Source organism: Pseudonocardia adelaidensis (genome assembly GCF_039543345.1).
GTDB lineage: Bacteria > Actinomycetota > Actinomycetes > Mycobacteriales > Pseudonocardiaceae > Pseudonocardia > Pseudonocardia adelaidensis.
Genome location: NZ_BAABJO010000022.1, coordinates 15,971 through 31,245, shown reverse-complemented (window position 1 = coordinate 31,245; position 15,275 = coordinate 15,971). Strand labels below are relative to the sequence as shown.

The following is a 15,275-nucleotide window of genomic DNA, read 5'->3' as shown; positions in this document are numbered from 1 at the left end:
TTGGGCCCGTGCGCCACCACGATCTCGTCGTCATCGGCACGGGCTCCGGCAACTCGATCGTCGACGACCGCTTCGCGCACCTCGACGTCGCGCTCGTCGAGCACGGCGTCTTCGGCGGCACCTGCCTGAACGTCGGCTGCATCCCCACCAAGATGTACGTCTACGCCGCTGACATTGCGCAGGCCGTCCGGCACGCGAGCCGCTACGGCGTGGACGCCACGGTGGACAAGGTGCGCTGGACCGACATCCGCGACCGCGTCTTCGGGCGGATCGACCCGATCTCGGCGGGTGGGCGCGAGTACCGCGTGGAGCGCAGCCCGAACGTCACCGTCTACGAGGGTCACGCCCGCTTCACCGGGCCGAAGGAGCTCGCGGTCTCCCGCACCGACGGGTCCGGCACCGACGCGTTCACCGCCGACCGGATCGTGCTCGCCGCGGGGAGCCGGCCGGTGATCCCCGACGTCGTCGCGGCGTCGGGCGTGCCGTACGAGACGTCCGACACCGTGATGCGGATCGACGCGCTCCCCGAGCACGTGGTGATCCTCGGCAGCGGCTACATCGGCGTGGAGTTCGCACACGTCTTCTCCGCGCTGGGAGCGCGCGTCACGATCGTGGGGCGCAGCAGCATTCTCCGCCACCAGGACGAGACGGTCTGCGAGCGCTTCACCGAGATCGTCCACGGCCGCTGGGACGTGCACCTCGGCCACGAGGTCACGGCCGTGCGCGGGCACCACGGGGACATCGCGCTGGAGCTCTCCGACGGCACCACCGTGCGCGGCGACCTGCTGCTCGTCGCCACCGGCCGCCGCCCCAACGGCGACCGCCTCGACCTGGACCGGACCGGGGTGGCCACCCATCCCGACGGCCGGGTGGTGGTCGACGACCGGCAGCGCACCACCGTCGAGGGGATCTTCGCGCTCGGCGACGTCAGCTCCGCCTACCAGCTCAAGCACGTCGCCAACCACGAGGCGAAGGTGGTGGCGCACAACCTGCTGCACCCGGACGCGCCGCGCAGCAGCGACCACCGGTTCGTGCCCTCGGCGATCTTCACCGAGCCGCAGATCGCGGCCGTGGGGCGCACGGAGGCCGAGTGCCGCGCCGGCCACCTCGACTACACCGCCGCGGTCCAGGAGTACGGCGACGTCGCGTACGGCTGGGCGATGGAGGACACCACCGGCTTCTGCAAGGTGATCGCCGAACGCGGCACCGGCCGTATCCTCGGTGCGCACGTCGTGGGCGCGCAGGCGTCCACGGTGATCCAGCCGCTCATCCAGGCGATGTCGTTCGGACTGGGCGCGCGGGAGATGGCCACCGGCCAGTACTGGATCCACCCGGCGCTGCCCGAAGTGGTGGAGAACGCACTGCTCGGTCTCGACCTTTAGATCCGACCCCGACCGGGTAAGGTGACCCTTAATTACTACTGCCCGAGGAGCATGCCCATGACCGTTGCCGACAGCCCGACCCGACCGGCGGGTGCCGCCCGCCCGATCCTCGCCGGGCGGCGCGGCGTTGCGCCCCACATCGGTGTCTACGTCTTCGTCGTCCTCCCCCTGCTGGCGCTCGTCGCCACGATCCCGTTCGCCTGGGGGTGGGGCCTCACCTGGGTCGACGTCGCGATCGCCGGGGTGTTCTACGTCGTGAGCGGGCTCGGCGTCACGGTCGGCTACCACCGCTACTTCACCCACGGCTCGTTCAAGGCGAAGCGGCCCCTGCGGATCGCGCTCGCCCTGGCCGGCAGCCTCGCGATGCAGGGCCCGGTCATCACGTGGGTGGCAGACCACCGCCGCCACCACGCCTTCTCCGACAAGGAGGGCGACCCGCACTCGCCGTGGCTCTTCGGCACCGGCCCGGCCGCCCTCGCCAAGGGCTTCTGGCACTCCCACATGGGCTGGCTGTTCGACCGCGACCTGACCAACCGCGAGCGGTTCACCCCCGATCTGTTGGCCGACAAGGACATCCGGGGCGTCGACCGCCTCTTCGGGCTGTGGTCGATCCTCACGCTGCTCGTGCCGGCCGCGCTGGGCGGGCTCCTGACCTTGTCGTGGTGGGGCGCGCTCACCGCGTTCTTCTGGGCCGGGCTGGTGCGGGTCGGGCTGCTGCACCACGTCACCTGGTCGATCAACTCGATCTGCCACATGATCGGCGACCAGCCCTTCGCCGCCCGCGACCACTCCCGCAACGTCTGGCCGCTGGCCGTCCTGTCCTTCGGTGAGTCCTGGCACAACCTGCACCACGCCGACCCCACCTGCGCCCGCCACGGCGTCCAGCGCGGGCAGGTCGACATCTCCGCGCGGGTGATCTGGGCGTTCGAGAAGCTGGGCTGGGCCCACTCGGTGCGCTGGCCCACCCAGCGCCGGCTGGCCAAGCTGGCCCGCGCCGCCGCGTAACTGATGGCGGTGGGGCGGCGCGCATGATCGTCGTCTGCGGTTGCAGAGCCGTATCGGTGCGGCTCCGCAACCGCAATCGACCTCGCCTTCCCGGCCGAGCGGGTGGCGATCGAGGTCGATGGGTGGGCGTGGCACGTCGACGCGGAGCGTTTCCACTCGGACCGCAGGAAGGGCAACGCGCTCACGCGCAACAGCTGGGACCTCCTGCGGTATCCCTGGCATTCGCTCGACGGACAACCTGCCACCTGCATCGCCCAACTCGTGCGCATGATCTGCGAGGATGGTCACGTACCCGCACCTCTGCGGCTCGACAACCGCACTCGTCGATCACCGCGCATCCGGCGGCCTCAGCTCGCCGGGCGCTCGTCCTCCAGCGAGGGCCCCTGGCGCGCCAGGTCGAACGCGACCTCTGGCGGGGTCTCACCCCGGATCTCGCCGACCAGCCGCGTGACGTCGGACATGATCGCGTTGGTGGCCCCGTCGAGGGCCGTGCGGGTGCGCGGGCCGCCCAGCCAGGCGGACAGGTCGACCGGCGGGCCGGCGACCACCGTGACCCTCCGGCGGGGGAAGAGGCGCGGGCGGCCGCTGCCGGGCGGCAGGACGTCCTGGGTGCCCCAGTTCGCGACCGGGATGACGGGCGCGCCGGTGAGCAGGGCGATCCGGCCGATCCCGTTCTTGGCCTTCATCGGCCAGCCGTCGGGGTCGGCGGTGTAGGTGCCCTCCGGGTAGAACGCCACGATCTCGCCGCGTTCGATGGCGGCGATCGCGTCGCGGAAGGCATCGGCAGCGCGGGCCGAGGCCCGGTACACCGGGATGTGCTTGCCGCCCCCGAGCACCGAGCGGACGACCGGGGTGCTCCACAGCTCGGACTTCGCCAGGAACCGCGGCATCCGGCCGTGGCAGATCGTGAACGCCACGTCGAAGATCGGGTCGGCGAACGACACGTGGTTGATCGCGAGCAGCGCGCCGCCCGAGCGCGGGACGTGCTCACCGCCGCGGAACGCCACCTTGGTGCCGAACATCGCGAACGGCCAGATCAGCGCGATCGCGAGGCCGTACCAGAACCCGGAGTCCCGCCACCGCCGGGTGAACGTCAGGCGCAGCTTCTGCCACTCCGACAGCGGTCGGTCCTGCGTCACGACGTTCTCCTCCGGCTCGACTGGGGTACCCCGATCATCGCACTCGGCCGTGTGTGACCCCGGTCCCACGGACCTCCGCAAAAGCGTCGCCCCCGGGGACCGCCTCCCGCTACGGTCCCGGCCGTGGAGCTCCCCCGCGCCTTCCTCGTCCGCGAGAGCAGCCATCGGATCATCAACCCGCTCACCCCCGAGAAGCTCGCCACCCTCGGCGAGGCGCTGCACCTTCGGCCCGGCACGCGGCTGCTCGACCTCGCCTGCGGCAAGGGTGAGCTGCTCTGCATCTGGGCCCGCGACCACGGCGTCACCGGCGTCGGCGTCGACATCAGCCAGACGTTCGTGGCCGCCGCGCGGGCGCGGGCGGCGGAGCTGGGCGTGTCCGACCGGGTCGAGTTCGGCAACGCGGACGCCGCCGGGTACGTCGCCGGGGAGCCCGTCGACGTCGCCGCGTGCGTGGGCGCCACGTGGATCGGCGGGGGCACCGCGGGCACCATCGGGCTCCTCGAACGCAGCCTGTGCCCGGGCGGGACGGTCCTGGTCGGCGAGTGCTACTGGCGGCTCGACCCGCCGGACCGGGCCACCGTCGAGGGCTGCTACGTGCGCGACGAGGACGAGCTGGGGTCGCTCCCGGAGCTCGTGGAGAGCGTCCGCGACCTCGGGTGGGACCTCGTCGAGATGGTGCTGGCCGACCAGGACGGCTGGGACCGGTACGCCGCCGCGCAATGGCTGAACGTCCGGCGCTGGATCGACGCCAACCCCGACGACGAGCTGGTCGGCGAGATGCGCGCCGAGCTGGACGCGGCGCCCCTGCGGCACGTGCGCTACCAGCGCGAGTACCTGGGGTGGGGGGTGTTCGCCCTCACCCGGCGCTGACGCCCGATCCGGGCCCGATCACGACCTCCCCGCCCGCGACCGGGAGACTCCCGCCCATGACATCGACCACCGGACGGGCGGCATGAGCGACGACGACCGCGCCACCTTCGTCGGGCGCACCGTCATGGCATCGACCGTCGTGGCCGCTCCGCCGCACGAGGTGTTCGCGCTGCTCGCGAACCCGCACCGGCACCACGAGTTCGACGGCTCCGGGACGGTCCGCGGGGCGGTGTCCGGCCCGGAGCGGCTCGCGCTCGGCGACCGGTTCGGCATGCGCATGAAGATCAAGTTGCCGTACCGGATCACGAACCGCGTGGTGGAGTTCGAGCCGGACCGGCGCATCGGGTGGTGCCACGCCGCCAGGGCCATCTGGCGCTACGAGCTCGAAGCCGTTCCCGGCGGCACCCGCGTCACCGAGACGTTCGACTACGGCGGCTCGCCGGTGGCGAAGGGGATGGAGCTCCTCGGCTTCCCGAAGGGCAACGCCAGGTCGATCCGGGACACGCTGCGCCGGCTCCGCGAGATCTTCGGCTCCCCCGCGGCCTGACCTTCAGGGGCCCACCGCGCGCCACGCCCGCACCGTGAGCCGCCACCGCAGGACACCGTCGGCGTCCAGCCGCGCGGGCTCGCCCGGGCCGGACGGGGTAGCGGCCGTCCCGATCATCGGCTCCACCCCGATCGAGCGGTAGGGTGCCCCGGCCGGCCAGCCCCGCAGGTTGCGCCACAGCAGGAGCGCGGGGTCCGCGGCACGCCAGGTGAGCTCGAGCGCGTCGGGGCCGTCCACCACGGTCACGGCCGCGCAGCCGGGCAGCACGGCGGCGGTCGCGGTGCCGTCGTCCGGGCCGAGCCGGTCGAGGCCGCCGGGCCACGGCACCACCGCGTCCTGATCGATGAGGTGTGCGGCGCGAACGCCCGGGGCGTCCAGCCGGGCCGCGGGCGAGACGTCGAGCAGGGCGTGCACCGCGTGCACGACCGGCGCGTGCGGCGGCCCGGTGATCGTGTAGTCGACGGTGACCGCCCCGTCGGCGCGGATCCGCCGGTCGAGCCGGAACCCGCAGGCGCTGACGCCGGTGGCCGACCAGGGGCGGCTCCAGACCGCGCCGTGGTCGGGCTCGCCGCGCACGGTCGGGAGGCACTCCTCCACTCCCCCGGCGTCGACGAACGCGGCGCCCGGCCCCACCGCGGCCCGCGCGGCCCCGACCGCCGGGTCGGGGTGGCGCCACAGCCACTCGCGCTCCGGGGTGCGCAGCGACGTCCAGCGACCGCCGTGGGCGAGGTCGACCTCGACGGTCAGGGGGCGGGGCCGCCGATCCAGGTCAGGCACGGTCGAGGACCACCACGTCGCAGTCCGGGGCGAGCCGGAACGGCACCTCGACGACCCCGTCGGCGGCCGCGCCCCGGCACCGCACCCCGGTCCGCACCCGGAGCGGGCCTGCGCCGGGGCGGGCCCACGCGAGCAGCACGACCCGGTCGTCCATCGTGTACTGCACGGCGTACGCCGGATCGCCCGGCGCACCGTGCCGGGTCACCTCGCCGCCGTGCACCACCGGCCGGATCTCGCGGTACAGCGCCACCAGATCGCGCGCCCGCGCCCGCACGGCCGGCGACCAGGCGAGCAGGTCGGCCCCGATCCCGAGCACCCCGGCCATCGCGACGACGAACCGGAACTCGAGGCTCGTCCGGGCGGTGTCGAGCCGGTCCGCTTCGTCGGTCACCCACGAGCTCATGACGTGCGGCGGGTAGGCGGACAGGAAGCCGTGCTGGATCGCGAGCCGGTCGCGCGGGCCGGTCTCGTCGCTCGGCCACACGACGTCCGACAGCGCGAGCACGGCGTTGTCGACCCGCCCGCCGCCGCCGGCGCACGCCTCGACGGTGACGTGCGGGAACTCCTCACGCAGCATGCGCATCAGCCGGTGGTAGGCCCGCGTGTGCGCGATCGACCCGCCGAGGGTGATCGCCCGGTTCATGTCCCACTTCAGGTAGCTGATCGGGTGCTCCGTGAGCAGCCTGCGCAGCATCGCACCGGCCCAGGCCTCCACCTCCGGCCTGCCGAGGTCGAGCACGTACTGGTTGCGCAGGGTCAGGAGCGGCTGGTGCACCCAGTCGGGGTGGGCGCGGTAGAGGTCGCTGTCCGGGTTCACCGCCTCCGGCTCCACCCACAGCCCGAACCGCATCCCGCGGTCGAGCACGCCCGTGACCAGCGGGCCGAGGCCGTCGGGGAACTTCTGCTCGTCGACGAACCAGTCGCCGAGCCCGGCCCGGTCGCTCGTGCGCCCGCGGAACCAGCCGTCGTCCACGACGAAGACCTCGACGCCGAGGTCCGCGGCGACGTCGGCGAGCGCGAGCTGGTGCTCCACCCGCACGTCGAACGTGGTGGCGTACCAGGAGTTGTAGACGATCGGCCGGTGCTCGGGGCCGCGGGCGAGCCCGCGCTGGTAGGCGTGCCATGCGCGCGCGACGCCCGCCGGCCCGTCCGGGCTCCACACGCCGAGCAGGTGCGGGGTCTCGAACTCCTCCCCCGGCCCGAGCATGATCGGTGCGGCCTCGTCGTCCACCCCGCCGCTCACGCGCACGACCTCGCGGAAGGGCACCGCGTCGACCGTGAGCCGCCACGAGCCGCTCCACGCGAGCGCGATCCCGTAGGCGTCAGCGGCGTCCCGGGACCGCAGGGTCACCACCGGTGCGTAGGTGTGGGAGGTGATGCCCTGGCGGCTGCCGATCGACAGCTGCCCGGCCGGCAGGTCGACCTCGGCCGGTGTGCACTCGCGCGACCAGGCCCCGACCAGCGTGCCCACCCGCGCTCCCGGCCCGACCGGCACGTTCCAGCCCGCGCCGAACGCCCGCGTGATCGTGACGTCGCGGGAGGCCCGCAGCAGCGCCCACCGCTCGACGACGTCGTGCCGCCGCGACGTGCGGACGTGCAGCTCCACCTCGAGTCCGAGGTCGTCGTCGCGGAGCAGCGCCTGCAGCCGGCAGCCGGAGTGCACGACCGAGCCGGGCACGAACCGCAGCGCCGCGCCGCCGGGCACGAGGAGCTCGCTCCCCTGCGCGTGCCGGGTGCCCGCCGCCGCGAACTCCAGCGGCGCGATGTCGGCGGGCGTCTCGAACGTGCCCCGCGGCGGGACGACCCGCACCGGTCGCCCCCAGTGGGCGAGCACCGGCCCGGCGTCCGTCGCGCGCACGACGTAGGCCGACGTCGCCGTCGGCAGCTCCCAGTCCGTCACTTGCCGGTGCCCACCAGCAGCCCGGACACGAAGTGCCGCTGGAACACGAAGAACACGATCGCCGTCGGCACGGCCGCCACCAGCGAGCCGGCCGCGATCACGTTCCACGAGTTCGAGTAGCCGCCCTGCAGGTTGAGCAGCGCCGCGGTGATCGGGAACTTGGTGTCGGTCTGGAGGACCGTCATCGCCCAGATCAGGTCGTTGTAGATCCAGGTCGTCGCGAGCGCCGCGAGCGCGGCGAGCGCGGGACGGCAGAGCGGCAGCACGATGCTCCAGAACGTCCGCCCGGCGCCCGACCCGTCGAGCAGCGCCGCCTCGAACACCTCCGATGGCAGCCCGCGCATGAACCCGTGCAGCACGAACGTGTAGAACCCCAACCCGAACCCGACCTGCACCACGACCAGCGCGAACAGGGTGTCGTAGATCCCCATGCCCTGGGCGATCCGGGACACCGGGATGAGCAGGATCTGCGGCGGCAGGAGGTTGCCGGCCAGCATCACGAGCAGGATCGTGCGCCGGGCCGGGATGCGGTGGCGGGAGAGGGCGTAGGCGGCGAGCGCCGCGAGCGCCAGCGACGCCACCACGGCGCAGACCGTCACCACCGCGCTGTTCACCAGCGCGGTGGCCACCTCGCCGCCGGCCAGTGCCGTGGCGAACCCGTCGAGCGTCAGGCCCGCGGGCAGGGCGCCGAGGCCGCGGGCGGCGATGTCGTCGAACTCGCGCAGCGCGACGAGCACGACGAAGATGATCGGTGCCAGCCACAGCAGCGTGAACGGGATCATGACGGCGTGGAACCAGGGCGATCGACTGCGCACGTCAGCCCTCCTCGGCCCGGGCCTGGCGCACCAGGTAGGTGATGATGAACGCGATTGCGAGTACGAAGATCACCACGGCGAGCGCGGAGCCGTAGCCGAGGTTCACGAGCGTGAACCCCTGCTGGAACATGTAGGTCGAGAGCAGCTGCGTGGTGTTGTAGGGCCCGCCGCGGGTCATCGCCCACACGATGTCGAAGGTGCGCAGCGAGTCGATCACCGTGACCGCGAAGACCACCGTGTTGACGCCGCGCAGCTGCGGCATGACGACCCGCCAGAACCGCTGCCACGCGTTGGCGCCGTCGACGGCGGCGGCCTCCTCGAGCGACGGGTCGCAGCCCTTCAGCCCGGCGAGGTAGAGCACCATGATGTAGCCGACCTGCCGCCAGACCGCGGCGATGAGCACGGCGTAGAGCGCGGTGTCCGGGTTGGCGAGCCACTGCTGCTGCAGCGAACCGAGCCCGATCGCGCCCAGCCCGGCGTCGATCGGCCCGCCCGGCTGGTACATGACCCGCCAGAACAGGCCCGTCACCGCGAGCGAGATGACCATCGGCAGGTAGATCGCGCTGCGGTAGATCCCGACGCCGCGGCCGGGCCGGTTGAGCGCCACGGCGAGCGCGAGCCCACCCGCGACCGAGAGCCCGCCGAACCCGATCGCCCAGATCACGTTGTTGCGGAAGGCGGTGGCGAAGATCGGATCGGCGAGCATGCGCTCGTAGTTCTCGAACCCGACCGGCTTCGCCGCGCCCACGCCGTTCCACTCGGTGAACGACAGCGAGAAGCTGTTCAGCGCGGGCCAGAACACCCAGAACAGCTCGACGGCGAGCGGCAGCAGCAGGAAAGCCCAGACCAGTGGCGGCACCCGCCGCCGCCGACCTCCGTGCCGCGGCGGCGCGCCCGTCCGCACCGGGGCGTCCTGCACGGCGGTCATGACGTGAAGACCTGCTGGGCGGCCGCCTGCCAGTCCCGCAGCTGCCCCGGGATGTCGCTCGGATCGGCGAGGAACCGGGTGAGCGCGGTGTCCGCCGTCGTCTGGAGGGCGTCGCTGGAGTCGCGGTTGAAGAACTGGGTGATCTCCGATGTGGAGTTGAGCAGCTCGATGCCCTTCTGGACGATCGGGGCGAACTGCGAGGTGTCGACCTGCGGTGACGTCGGCAGGTTCGACGTCCCGGACTCGGTGATGTAGCGCTGCTGCACCTCCGGCGACGCGAGGTAGGACAGCAACGCCTTCGCGCCGTCCGGGTTGTCCGTGCGGGCCGCCGCGAAGTAGCCGTCGGTGGGTGCCTCCTCGGCGCTCGGCACGGACGGGTTGATCGGCGGCACCGAGAAGAAGTCCAGGTCGTCGCGCTGGTCCTCCGGGAAGTACTGGGTGGCGAACGCCCCGACGAGGTACATCGCGGCCTCGTCGTTCACCATCGGCGTCACGGCCTGCTGCGAGTCCCACGAGGTCTGGTTCGGGTGGAAGTACGGGATCAGCCGGGCGTACTCCTGGAGCACCGCAACGACCTCGGGATCGGTGAACGACCGCTGCCCGGCCAGCAGCGCGCGGTGGTAGTCGGCGCCGTTGATCCGGAGGTTCAGGTAGTCGAACCACCCGGACGCCATCCACGGCGTGGTGCCGATCCCGTTGGTGAGGGGGTGGATCCCGCGGCGCTTCAGGTCGTCGCAGAGCGCGATGAACCCGTCCCACGTCGTCGGGGGCTCGATGCCCCACTTCGCGAACGCCGACTTCTTGTAGAAGACCGACCACCAGTAGTACGTGGTCGGCACGAAGATCGCCTGGCCGTTGGCCGACGTCGACAGCGACCGCAGCGCACCGGAGAAACCAGCGCACGCGCCGTCGCCCGTCCACAGGTCCGACACGTCCAGGAGCAGGCCCTCGGCGGCGTAGGAGTTCGCGACCGATCCCGCGTACCAGGTGAGCACGTCCGGCGGTGTGGCCGAGGACAGATAGGTGGACAGCTGGGCCCGGAACTGCTCGGTGGCGACCGAGTTCATGGTCACCGGCGAGCCTGCGCCGGAGTAGTCGGCCACGATCTTCTCGAGGGCGGCCTTCGGCGCGGTGTCCTGGACCGATGACTGCAGCGTGATCGTCGCGGACGCCTGCCCGCCGCCGGTCTCGCCGCCGCCCGAGCCGACGCAGGACGCCAGCAGCGGCACGCTCGACAGGCTCGCGGCCCCGAGCAGGAAACGGCGACGGGACAGCTCCGTTGCTGCCATGACTACCTCCGGGTTCCGGTGAAAAGGGAGTTGCATTCCTGCTGCAGGGTGATGTCCGCCCACATGGGGTGCTGGGGCGCGGCGTTGGAGCAGACGACCGTGCCCCATGCGCCGCGGTCGCGGGCGTAGCGCACCGCGTCGCGGCAGATCTGCGCCCCGACGGGGCCTTCCTCGAACGTGCCGTACAGCGGCGTGTAACCGACCCAGCCCTCGCCGAGGACGAGCGGCACGCCGTGCGCGGCCGCCCAGTCGGCGGCGACGTCGAGCCACAGGCGCAGCTTCTCGTCCATCGCGATGCGGTGCTCGCCGTAGTGGTCGTAGAGCCAGCGGTCGAACGCGTCGGGGTCGGCCCAGTCGTGGACGTAGACCTCCGCGGCTCTGACGATCGTCGCGTCGAGCCGCCAGCGGTGCTGCGGTTCCACGGTCCACTCGGCGACGGGTGGCGCGCCGGGCCGCAGCAGGGCGGCCGCGGACTCCTGTGGGAAGTCCTCGACCGGGCCGCGCAGCCCGAACTCGTCGATCAGCGCGCCGAGCACCCCGTAGACGTAGGGGTGCACGACCAGCACGTCGATGTTCCGCGGGATCCCGCGCATGCTCGCGTGCGGCACGCCGCCGTAGTTCACGGTGCACGGCCGGTCGGGGTGGCGTGCCTTGAAGGCGTCGACCGCCTTCTCCAGCAGCGGGCCGAGCTCGACCACGGCGTGCTCGCGCTCCATGCCCTCCGCCAGGTGCCCGACCTGCACCTCGTTGTGGATCTCGGTGAACGCGACGCGGTCGTCGAGGCCCTCGGCGATCAGCAGGTCCATCAGGTCGGCGTGCGCCGCGGCCAGGCGCTCGGGGCGCTCGGCCGGCGGCACCGCGCGCAGCGCGTCCCACCAGGCCGACTCGGCGGCGAACGACGAGCTCTGCTGGTACTCCCACGACGAGACGATCACGTAGCAGTCGTGCCGGCGCGCGGCGCGGAACAGCTCCAGCAGGTGGGCCTTCGCGTCGATCGTGGTCGGCGCCTTCACGTCGTACCAGCGCATGCGCTGCGCGTACTCGCCGCCGAGGCGTTCCAGCGCCACGGCGGACGTGTCCAGGCCGGACCCGAAGAGCAGGAACGGCATCGCGCAGATCCGCACCGTGTTGTAGCCGCGCTCGACGGCCTGGGCGAAGGCGGCGTCGAGGTCCTCGAACGGCTCTCCCGGCCCGGTCCGCACGTACCAGGAGAAGTCCCACAGGGTGATCGTCAGGCGTTCGGGCAGGTGCGTGGGGAGTGTCATCGAGCCTCCTCCAGGAGGGGGTGCAGGGCGCCGGCGAGCTCCAGCGCGTCCAGGTGGTGGGGGTCGTCGTGAAGCAGTGCGTCGAGGCGCTCGCGGGCCCGCTCGGGAGCTCCGTCGAGGACGTCGAGCTGCGCGCGCAGGAACTGCACGCGTCGCCTGCGCGCCTCCACCGGGTCCTCGGCGAACAACAGCATCGACGGCAGCGACGTCGCGAAGTAGTCGACGGTGACCGGCGAGGCTTCGAGGGCGTCGGCCCACGCGCGCAGCGACTCCGTGCGGCGCGCGGCCTCGGCGTCGCGACCGAGCCTGCGCAGGGCCAGCACCGAGGAGTAGGTGGCCTCGGAGTGCGGGGCGGCGGACATCGCGAGGAAGTCGCCGTCGCGAGCGGCGAGCTCCCACGCGGCGCGCGCGGCGTCCTCGTCCCCCGCCGCCGCGAGCGCGTCGCCGCGCAGCAGCTGCAGGGCCGCGGTGCCGGCGAGGGGGTGCCGGGCCTCGCCGAGGGACGCGGGCGGGTCGAGCGCGGCGTCGAGCGCCGCCACGGCGCTGGCGCCGGGACGGGCCGCCGCGAGCCGGCACAGCCGGTCCCAGACCCGCAGCACCTCGCCCTCGCCGCCCTCCCACGGCTGGAACGTGCGCCCGAGCAGCAGCGCGCGCGCCTCCTCGAGCCGGCCGGCGGTGAGCAGCAGGTGAGCCAGCGCGACGGTGGCGTCGTCCCGGGTCTCGACGAGCCCGCGGACGTCCAGCAGCCGGTCGAGCCGCCGTTCGGGCGGCACGCCGCGGCGGGCGTCGAGCTGGTCGCTCTCGAAGACGAGCCGGGCGTCGTCCCCCGCCACCGCGAGGGCCCGGTCGTACGCGGCCCGGGCCTCGTCGGCGTCGCCGAGGTGGTTCCAGGCCGCGAGGCCGAGGTTGCGCCACACCACGGGATCGGACGGGTCCAGCGATGCGCTCGCCCGCCAGGCCGCGATCGCGTCGTCGGCGCGGCCCACGGCGTACCGCCAGTGCCCGAGCAGGGCGAGGGCCCGCGCGTCGCGCGTACCCGCGTGCTCCAGCACCGCGATGTCGTCGAGGCGGAACGGGAAGCACCAGGTCGCGGCCGCGGTGCGGGCCGTCCCGCCCCCGAGGAACGCGCGGTGGTACTCGATGAGCGGGCCGGCCGCGGTCTGCCCGAGCGGGCGATGCGCCTCTCGTTCCGCGGCGACGTCGAGCACGCGCAGCGCGGCCTCGGTCTCGCCGACGCCCGCGTACTCGAGCGCGACGTCCACGCAGGTCTGGGCGTCGGTGGTGAGCGGGAGACCGGCGAGGTCGCGGCTCCACCAGTCGAGGGGGTCGAGCGCGAGCGTGTCCCGCAGCAGCTCGGCCGCCTCCGCGGCGCGGCCGGTGTGGCGCAGCAGCAGCACTGTGAGCGCGCGGGCCTGCAGGTGCTCGGGCTCGGCGCGCCGCACGTCGGCGAGCCGGGCGAGCGCGGCGGCGTCCCGGCCTGCTGCGGCGTCGATGCGGGCCATCCGGTAGCCGGCGGGCGCCCGCCAGACCCGCGCCCAGGCCGCGGCCCCGTAGCGGGCGTAGGCCTCGTCCGGCCGGCCCAGCCGCTCCAGCACGAGGCCGAGCAGGTAGAGCGCGGTGGTGTCGGCGGGGTTGGCGTTGCGGCTGGTGAGCCGGTCGACCGCGGCGCTCAGCAGGGCCTCGGCCTCGGCGAACTCGGCCCGCCGGTACGCCCGCCCGGCCAGCCCGACGCTGCTCGCCACGTGCCCGGGGTCGCGGCGCAGCGCCTCCCGCCAGTACGGCTCGGGCGAGCGAGTGGCGTGCCGGTACTGCTCCAGGTGGGCGCCGATCAGCGCGAGCTCCTCGACGGAGGCCACGTCGGCCGGAGCCGGAGGCTCGGTGGCCGGGACGACGTCCGGCGTCTCCGGGACGCGGGAGTCCCAGGCGACGAGCTCCGCGTCGCCGTGCAGGACCCGCACGCGGAGGCGGTCCGGCACGTCCAGCGCGATCCGGGCCCGGTGCGGCGCACCCGGCGCCACGTCCGCCGCCACCTCGGCCAGGACGACGCCGGAGCCGTCCTCCACGCGGATCCGGCAGCCGGGGCGCTCCGCGGTCACGGCCAGCCCGACCCGCACGCCGTCCGGCTCCACCTCCACCCGCGCCGCGCCGTCGACGGTCGCGGCGTGCACCGGGCCGATCTCCTGGATCGGGTACCAGACCTGCGAGAACACCTTCGTCTCGCCCGGCGCGATGAACGAGAAGTCGGGCTGGTTGTCGGTGAACACCCCGGCCATCAGCTCGACGTACGCGGCGCCGTCGTCGCTGAGGTTGCGGTCCCACGCGTGCCCGAACGCGGCGTTGCCCCACGTCCACTGCTTCTTGCCCACGGCGGTGTGCGGGTCGGCGACGTGCACGAAGCCGGCGCGGGCGGCGTGGTCGTAGCCGCCGAAGAAGCCCTCCCGGCTGCCCACGCACATGTACGAGGTCGGGACGGGGATGTTGCGGTACCAGTCGAGGCGGTCGCCGCCGGTGGCGCGCCGGGCCGCGTAGTCGATCCCGTAGTACGGGCGATCAGCCGCCGGGAACCCGGTGACCGCCCGCTTGGCGTGGTCGGCCACCTCGCGCACGTCCCGCGGGAAGAACGACTGGTACCGATCGTGCACGCGGGCCGCGACGTTGGCCCACCACAGGAACGTCTGCGTGACCTCGCTGCGGTTGTACAGCCGCACCCGCAGCTCGACCGTCGCGCGGTCCGGCCGCAGCCGGATCCCGTGCATGCCCTTCATGCGGGCGAACGGGTCGTGGTCGGAGCACCAGACCGTCACCGCCCCGTCCGGCTCCTCCTCGATCTCCACGTCCGTGGGCAGGAACGTGGCCGGGCGGTGGTGCTGCGGCCAGTTGAACTCGACCCCGCCCGCGATCCACGGCCCGGCGAGCCCCACGAGGGCGGGCTTGATCACACCGTTGCGGTAGAAGAAGTCGTAGCCCGCGCTGCGGTCGTACCCGACGTGGATGCGCCCGCCCATCTCGGGCAGCACCATGACCCGCAGCCAGCGGTTCTCCAGGTGCACCGCGTCCCACTCGTGCGGCACGCTCGTCGCGCTGATCCGGTCGTGGAACGGCAAGGGGTACACCCGGCCCGACGAGCCCTGGTAGACGCGACGCTCCAGGTAGGCGGGGTAGCGATCGGGCGGCTCGGGCAGGTAGCTGTCGATCGTCACCCGCTCCCGCCACGCGGCGACCCCCGTGTCCGCCAGCGCGGCGGGCCGGTCCGGGAGCTGCAGCCGGGACTCACCTTCGAGCACGCCGCGACGCTACGAGCGCGCGCTCCGCAGCGGCATGGGCGAATCGACCGAGATGCCTGGACGATTCGACGACC

Annotated in this window: 12 protein-coding genes; 4 read left to right on the top strand and 8 right to left on the bottom strand. The window is 73.3% G+C overall.

The window, feature by feature from the left end:
* The first annotated feature begins 8 nt into the window (after positions 1 to 8).
* Both ABEA81_RS26110 and ABEA81_RS26105 read left to right on the top strand, forming a co-directional pair.
* Positions 9 to 1,382 carry a mycothione reductase gene (locus tag ABEA81_RS26110; protein ID WP_345608037.1) on the top strand — a complete coding sequence of 458 codons (1,374 nt, stop codon included), beginning with the start codon at positions 9 to 11 and terminating at the stop codon, positions 1,380 to 1,382.
* 57 nt (positions 1,383 to 1,439) lie between these two features.
* Entirely contained in the window at positions 1,440 to 2,387 is a 948-nt protein-coding gene (locus tag ABEA81_RS26105) for an acyl-CoA desaturase (RefSeq protein WP_345608035.1), read from the top strand.
* Between the two features lie 347 nt (positions 2,388 to 2,734).
* Here ABEA81_RS26105 and ABEA81_RS26100 read toward each other — a convergent pair whose 3' ends face one another.
* On the bottom strand, positions 2,735 to 3,526 hold the full coding sequence (locus ABEA81_RS26100; RefSeq protein ID WP_345608033.1) for a lysophospholipid acyltransferase family protein: 792 nt from the start codon (positions 3,524 to 3,526) through the stop codon (positions 2,735 to 2,737).
* A gap of 123 nt (positions 3,527 to 3,649) precedes the next feature.
* Here ABEA81_RS26100 and ABEA81_RS26095 point away from each other — a divergent pair, with 123 nt between their 5' ends.
* Together ABEA81_RS26095 and ABEA81_RS26090 are read left to right on the top strand one after the other, a co-directional pair.
* A complete protein-coding gene (locus ABEA81_RS26095; protein ID WP_345608031.1) occupies positions 3,650 to 4,396 on the top strand; it encodes an SAM-dependent methyltransferase in 747 nt (248 codons plus the stop codon).
* Positions 4,397 to 4,478: 82 nt separating this feature from the next.
* Positions 4,479 to 4,943, top strand: coding sequence for an SRPBCC family protein (locus tag ABEA81_RS26090; protein WP_345608030.1), 465 nt, complete (start codon positions 4,479 to 4,481; stop codon positions 4,941 to 4,943).
* A 3-nt stretch (positions 4,944 to 4,946) separates the two neighbouring features.
* Here the strand turns inward: ABEA81_RS26090 and ABEA81_RS26085 are convergent, their stop codons facing one another.
* Genes ABEA81_RS26085 through ABEA81_RS26055 form a run of 7 tightly spaced genes read right to left on the bottom strand, consistent with a single transcriptional unit; the run spans position 4,947 to position 15,201 of the window.
* A complete protein-coding gene (locus tag ABEA81_RS26085; RefSeq protein ID WP_345608028.1) occupies positions 4,947 to 5,720 on the bottom strand; it encodes a hypothetical protein in 774 nt (257 codons plus the stop codon).
* On the bottom strand, positions 5,713 to 7,620 hold the full coding sequence (locus tag ABEA81_RS26080) for an alpha-galactosidase (protein WP_345608026.1): 1,908 nt from the start codon (positions 7,618 to 7,620) through the stop codon (positions 5,713 to 5,715). The genes ABEA81_RS26085 and ABEA81_RS26080 overlap by 8 nt, the downstream gene beginning before the upstream one ends.
* Positions 7,617 to 8,435, bottom strand: a complete 819-nt coding sequence (locus ABEA81_RS26075; RefSeq protein WP_345608024.1) for a carbohydrate ABC transporter permease — start codon at positions 8,433 to 8,435, stop codon at positions 7,617 to 7,619. Before ABEA81_RS26075 ends, ABEA81_RS26080 begins: the two co-directional genes overlap by 4 nt.
* 1 nt (position 8,436) lies before the next feature.
* Positions 8,437 to 9,363 (bottom strand): carbohydrate ABC transporter permease, encoded by a 927-nt coding sequence (locus tag ABEA81_RS26070; protein WP_345608022.1) that lies wholly within the window; start codon positions 9,361 to 9,363, stop codon positions 8,437 to 8,439.
* On the bottom strand, positions 9,360 to 10,652 hold the full coding sequence (locus ABEA81_RS26065) for an ABC transporter substrate-binding protein (RefSeq protein ID WP_345608020.1): 1,293 nt from the start codon (positions 10,650 to 10,652) through the stop codon (positions 9,360 to 9,362). The genes ABEA81_RS26070 and ABEA81_RS26065 overlap by 4 nt, the downstream gene beginning before the upstream one ends.
* Positions 10,653 to 10,654: 2 nt before the next feature.
* A complete protein-coding gene (locus ABEA81_RS26060) occupies positions 10,655 to 11,917 on the bottom strand; it encodes a cellulase-like family protein (RefSeq protein WP_345608018.1) in 1,263 nt (420 codons plus the stop codon).
* Entirely contained in the window at positions 11,914 to 15,201 is a 3,288-nt protein-coding gene (locus tag ABEA81_RS26055; RefSeq protein WP_345608016.1) for a DUF5107 domain-containing protein, read from the bottom strand. Before ABEA81_RS26055 ends, ABEA81_RS26060 begins: the two co-directional genes overlap by 4 nt.
* Positions 15,202 to 15,275: the final 74 nt, after the last annotated feature.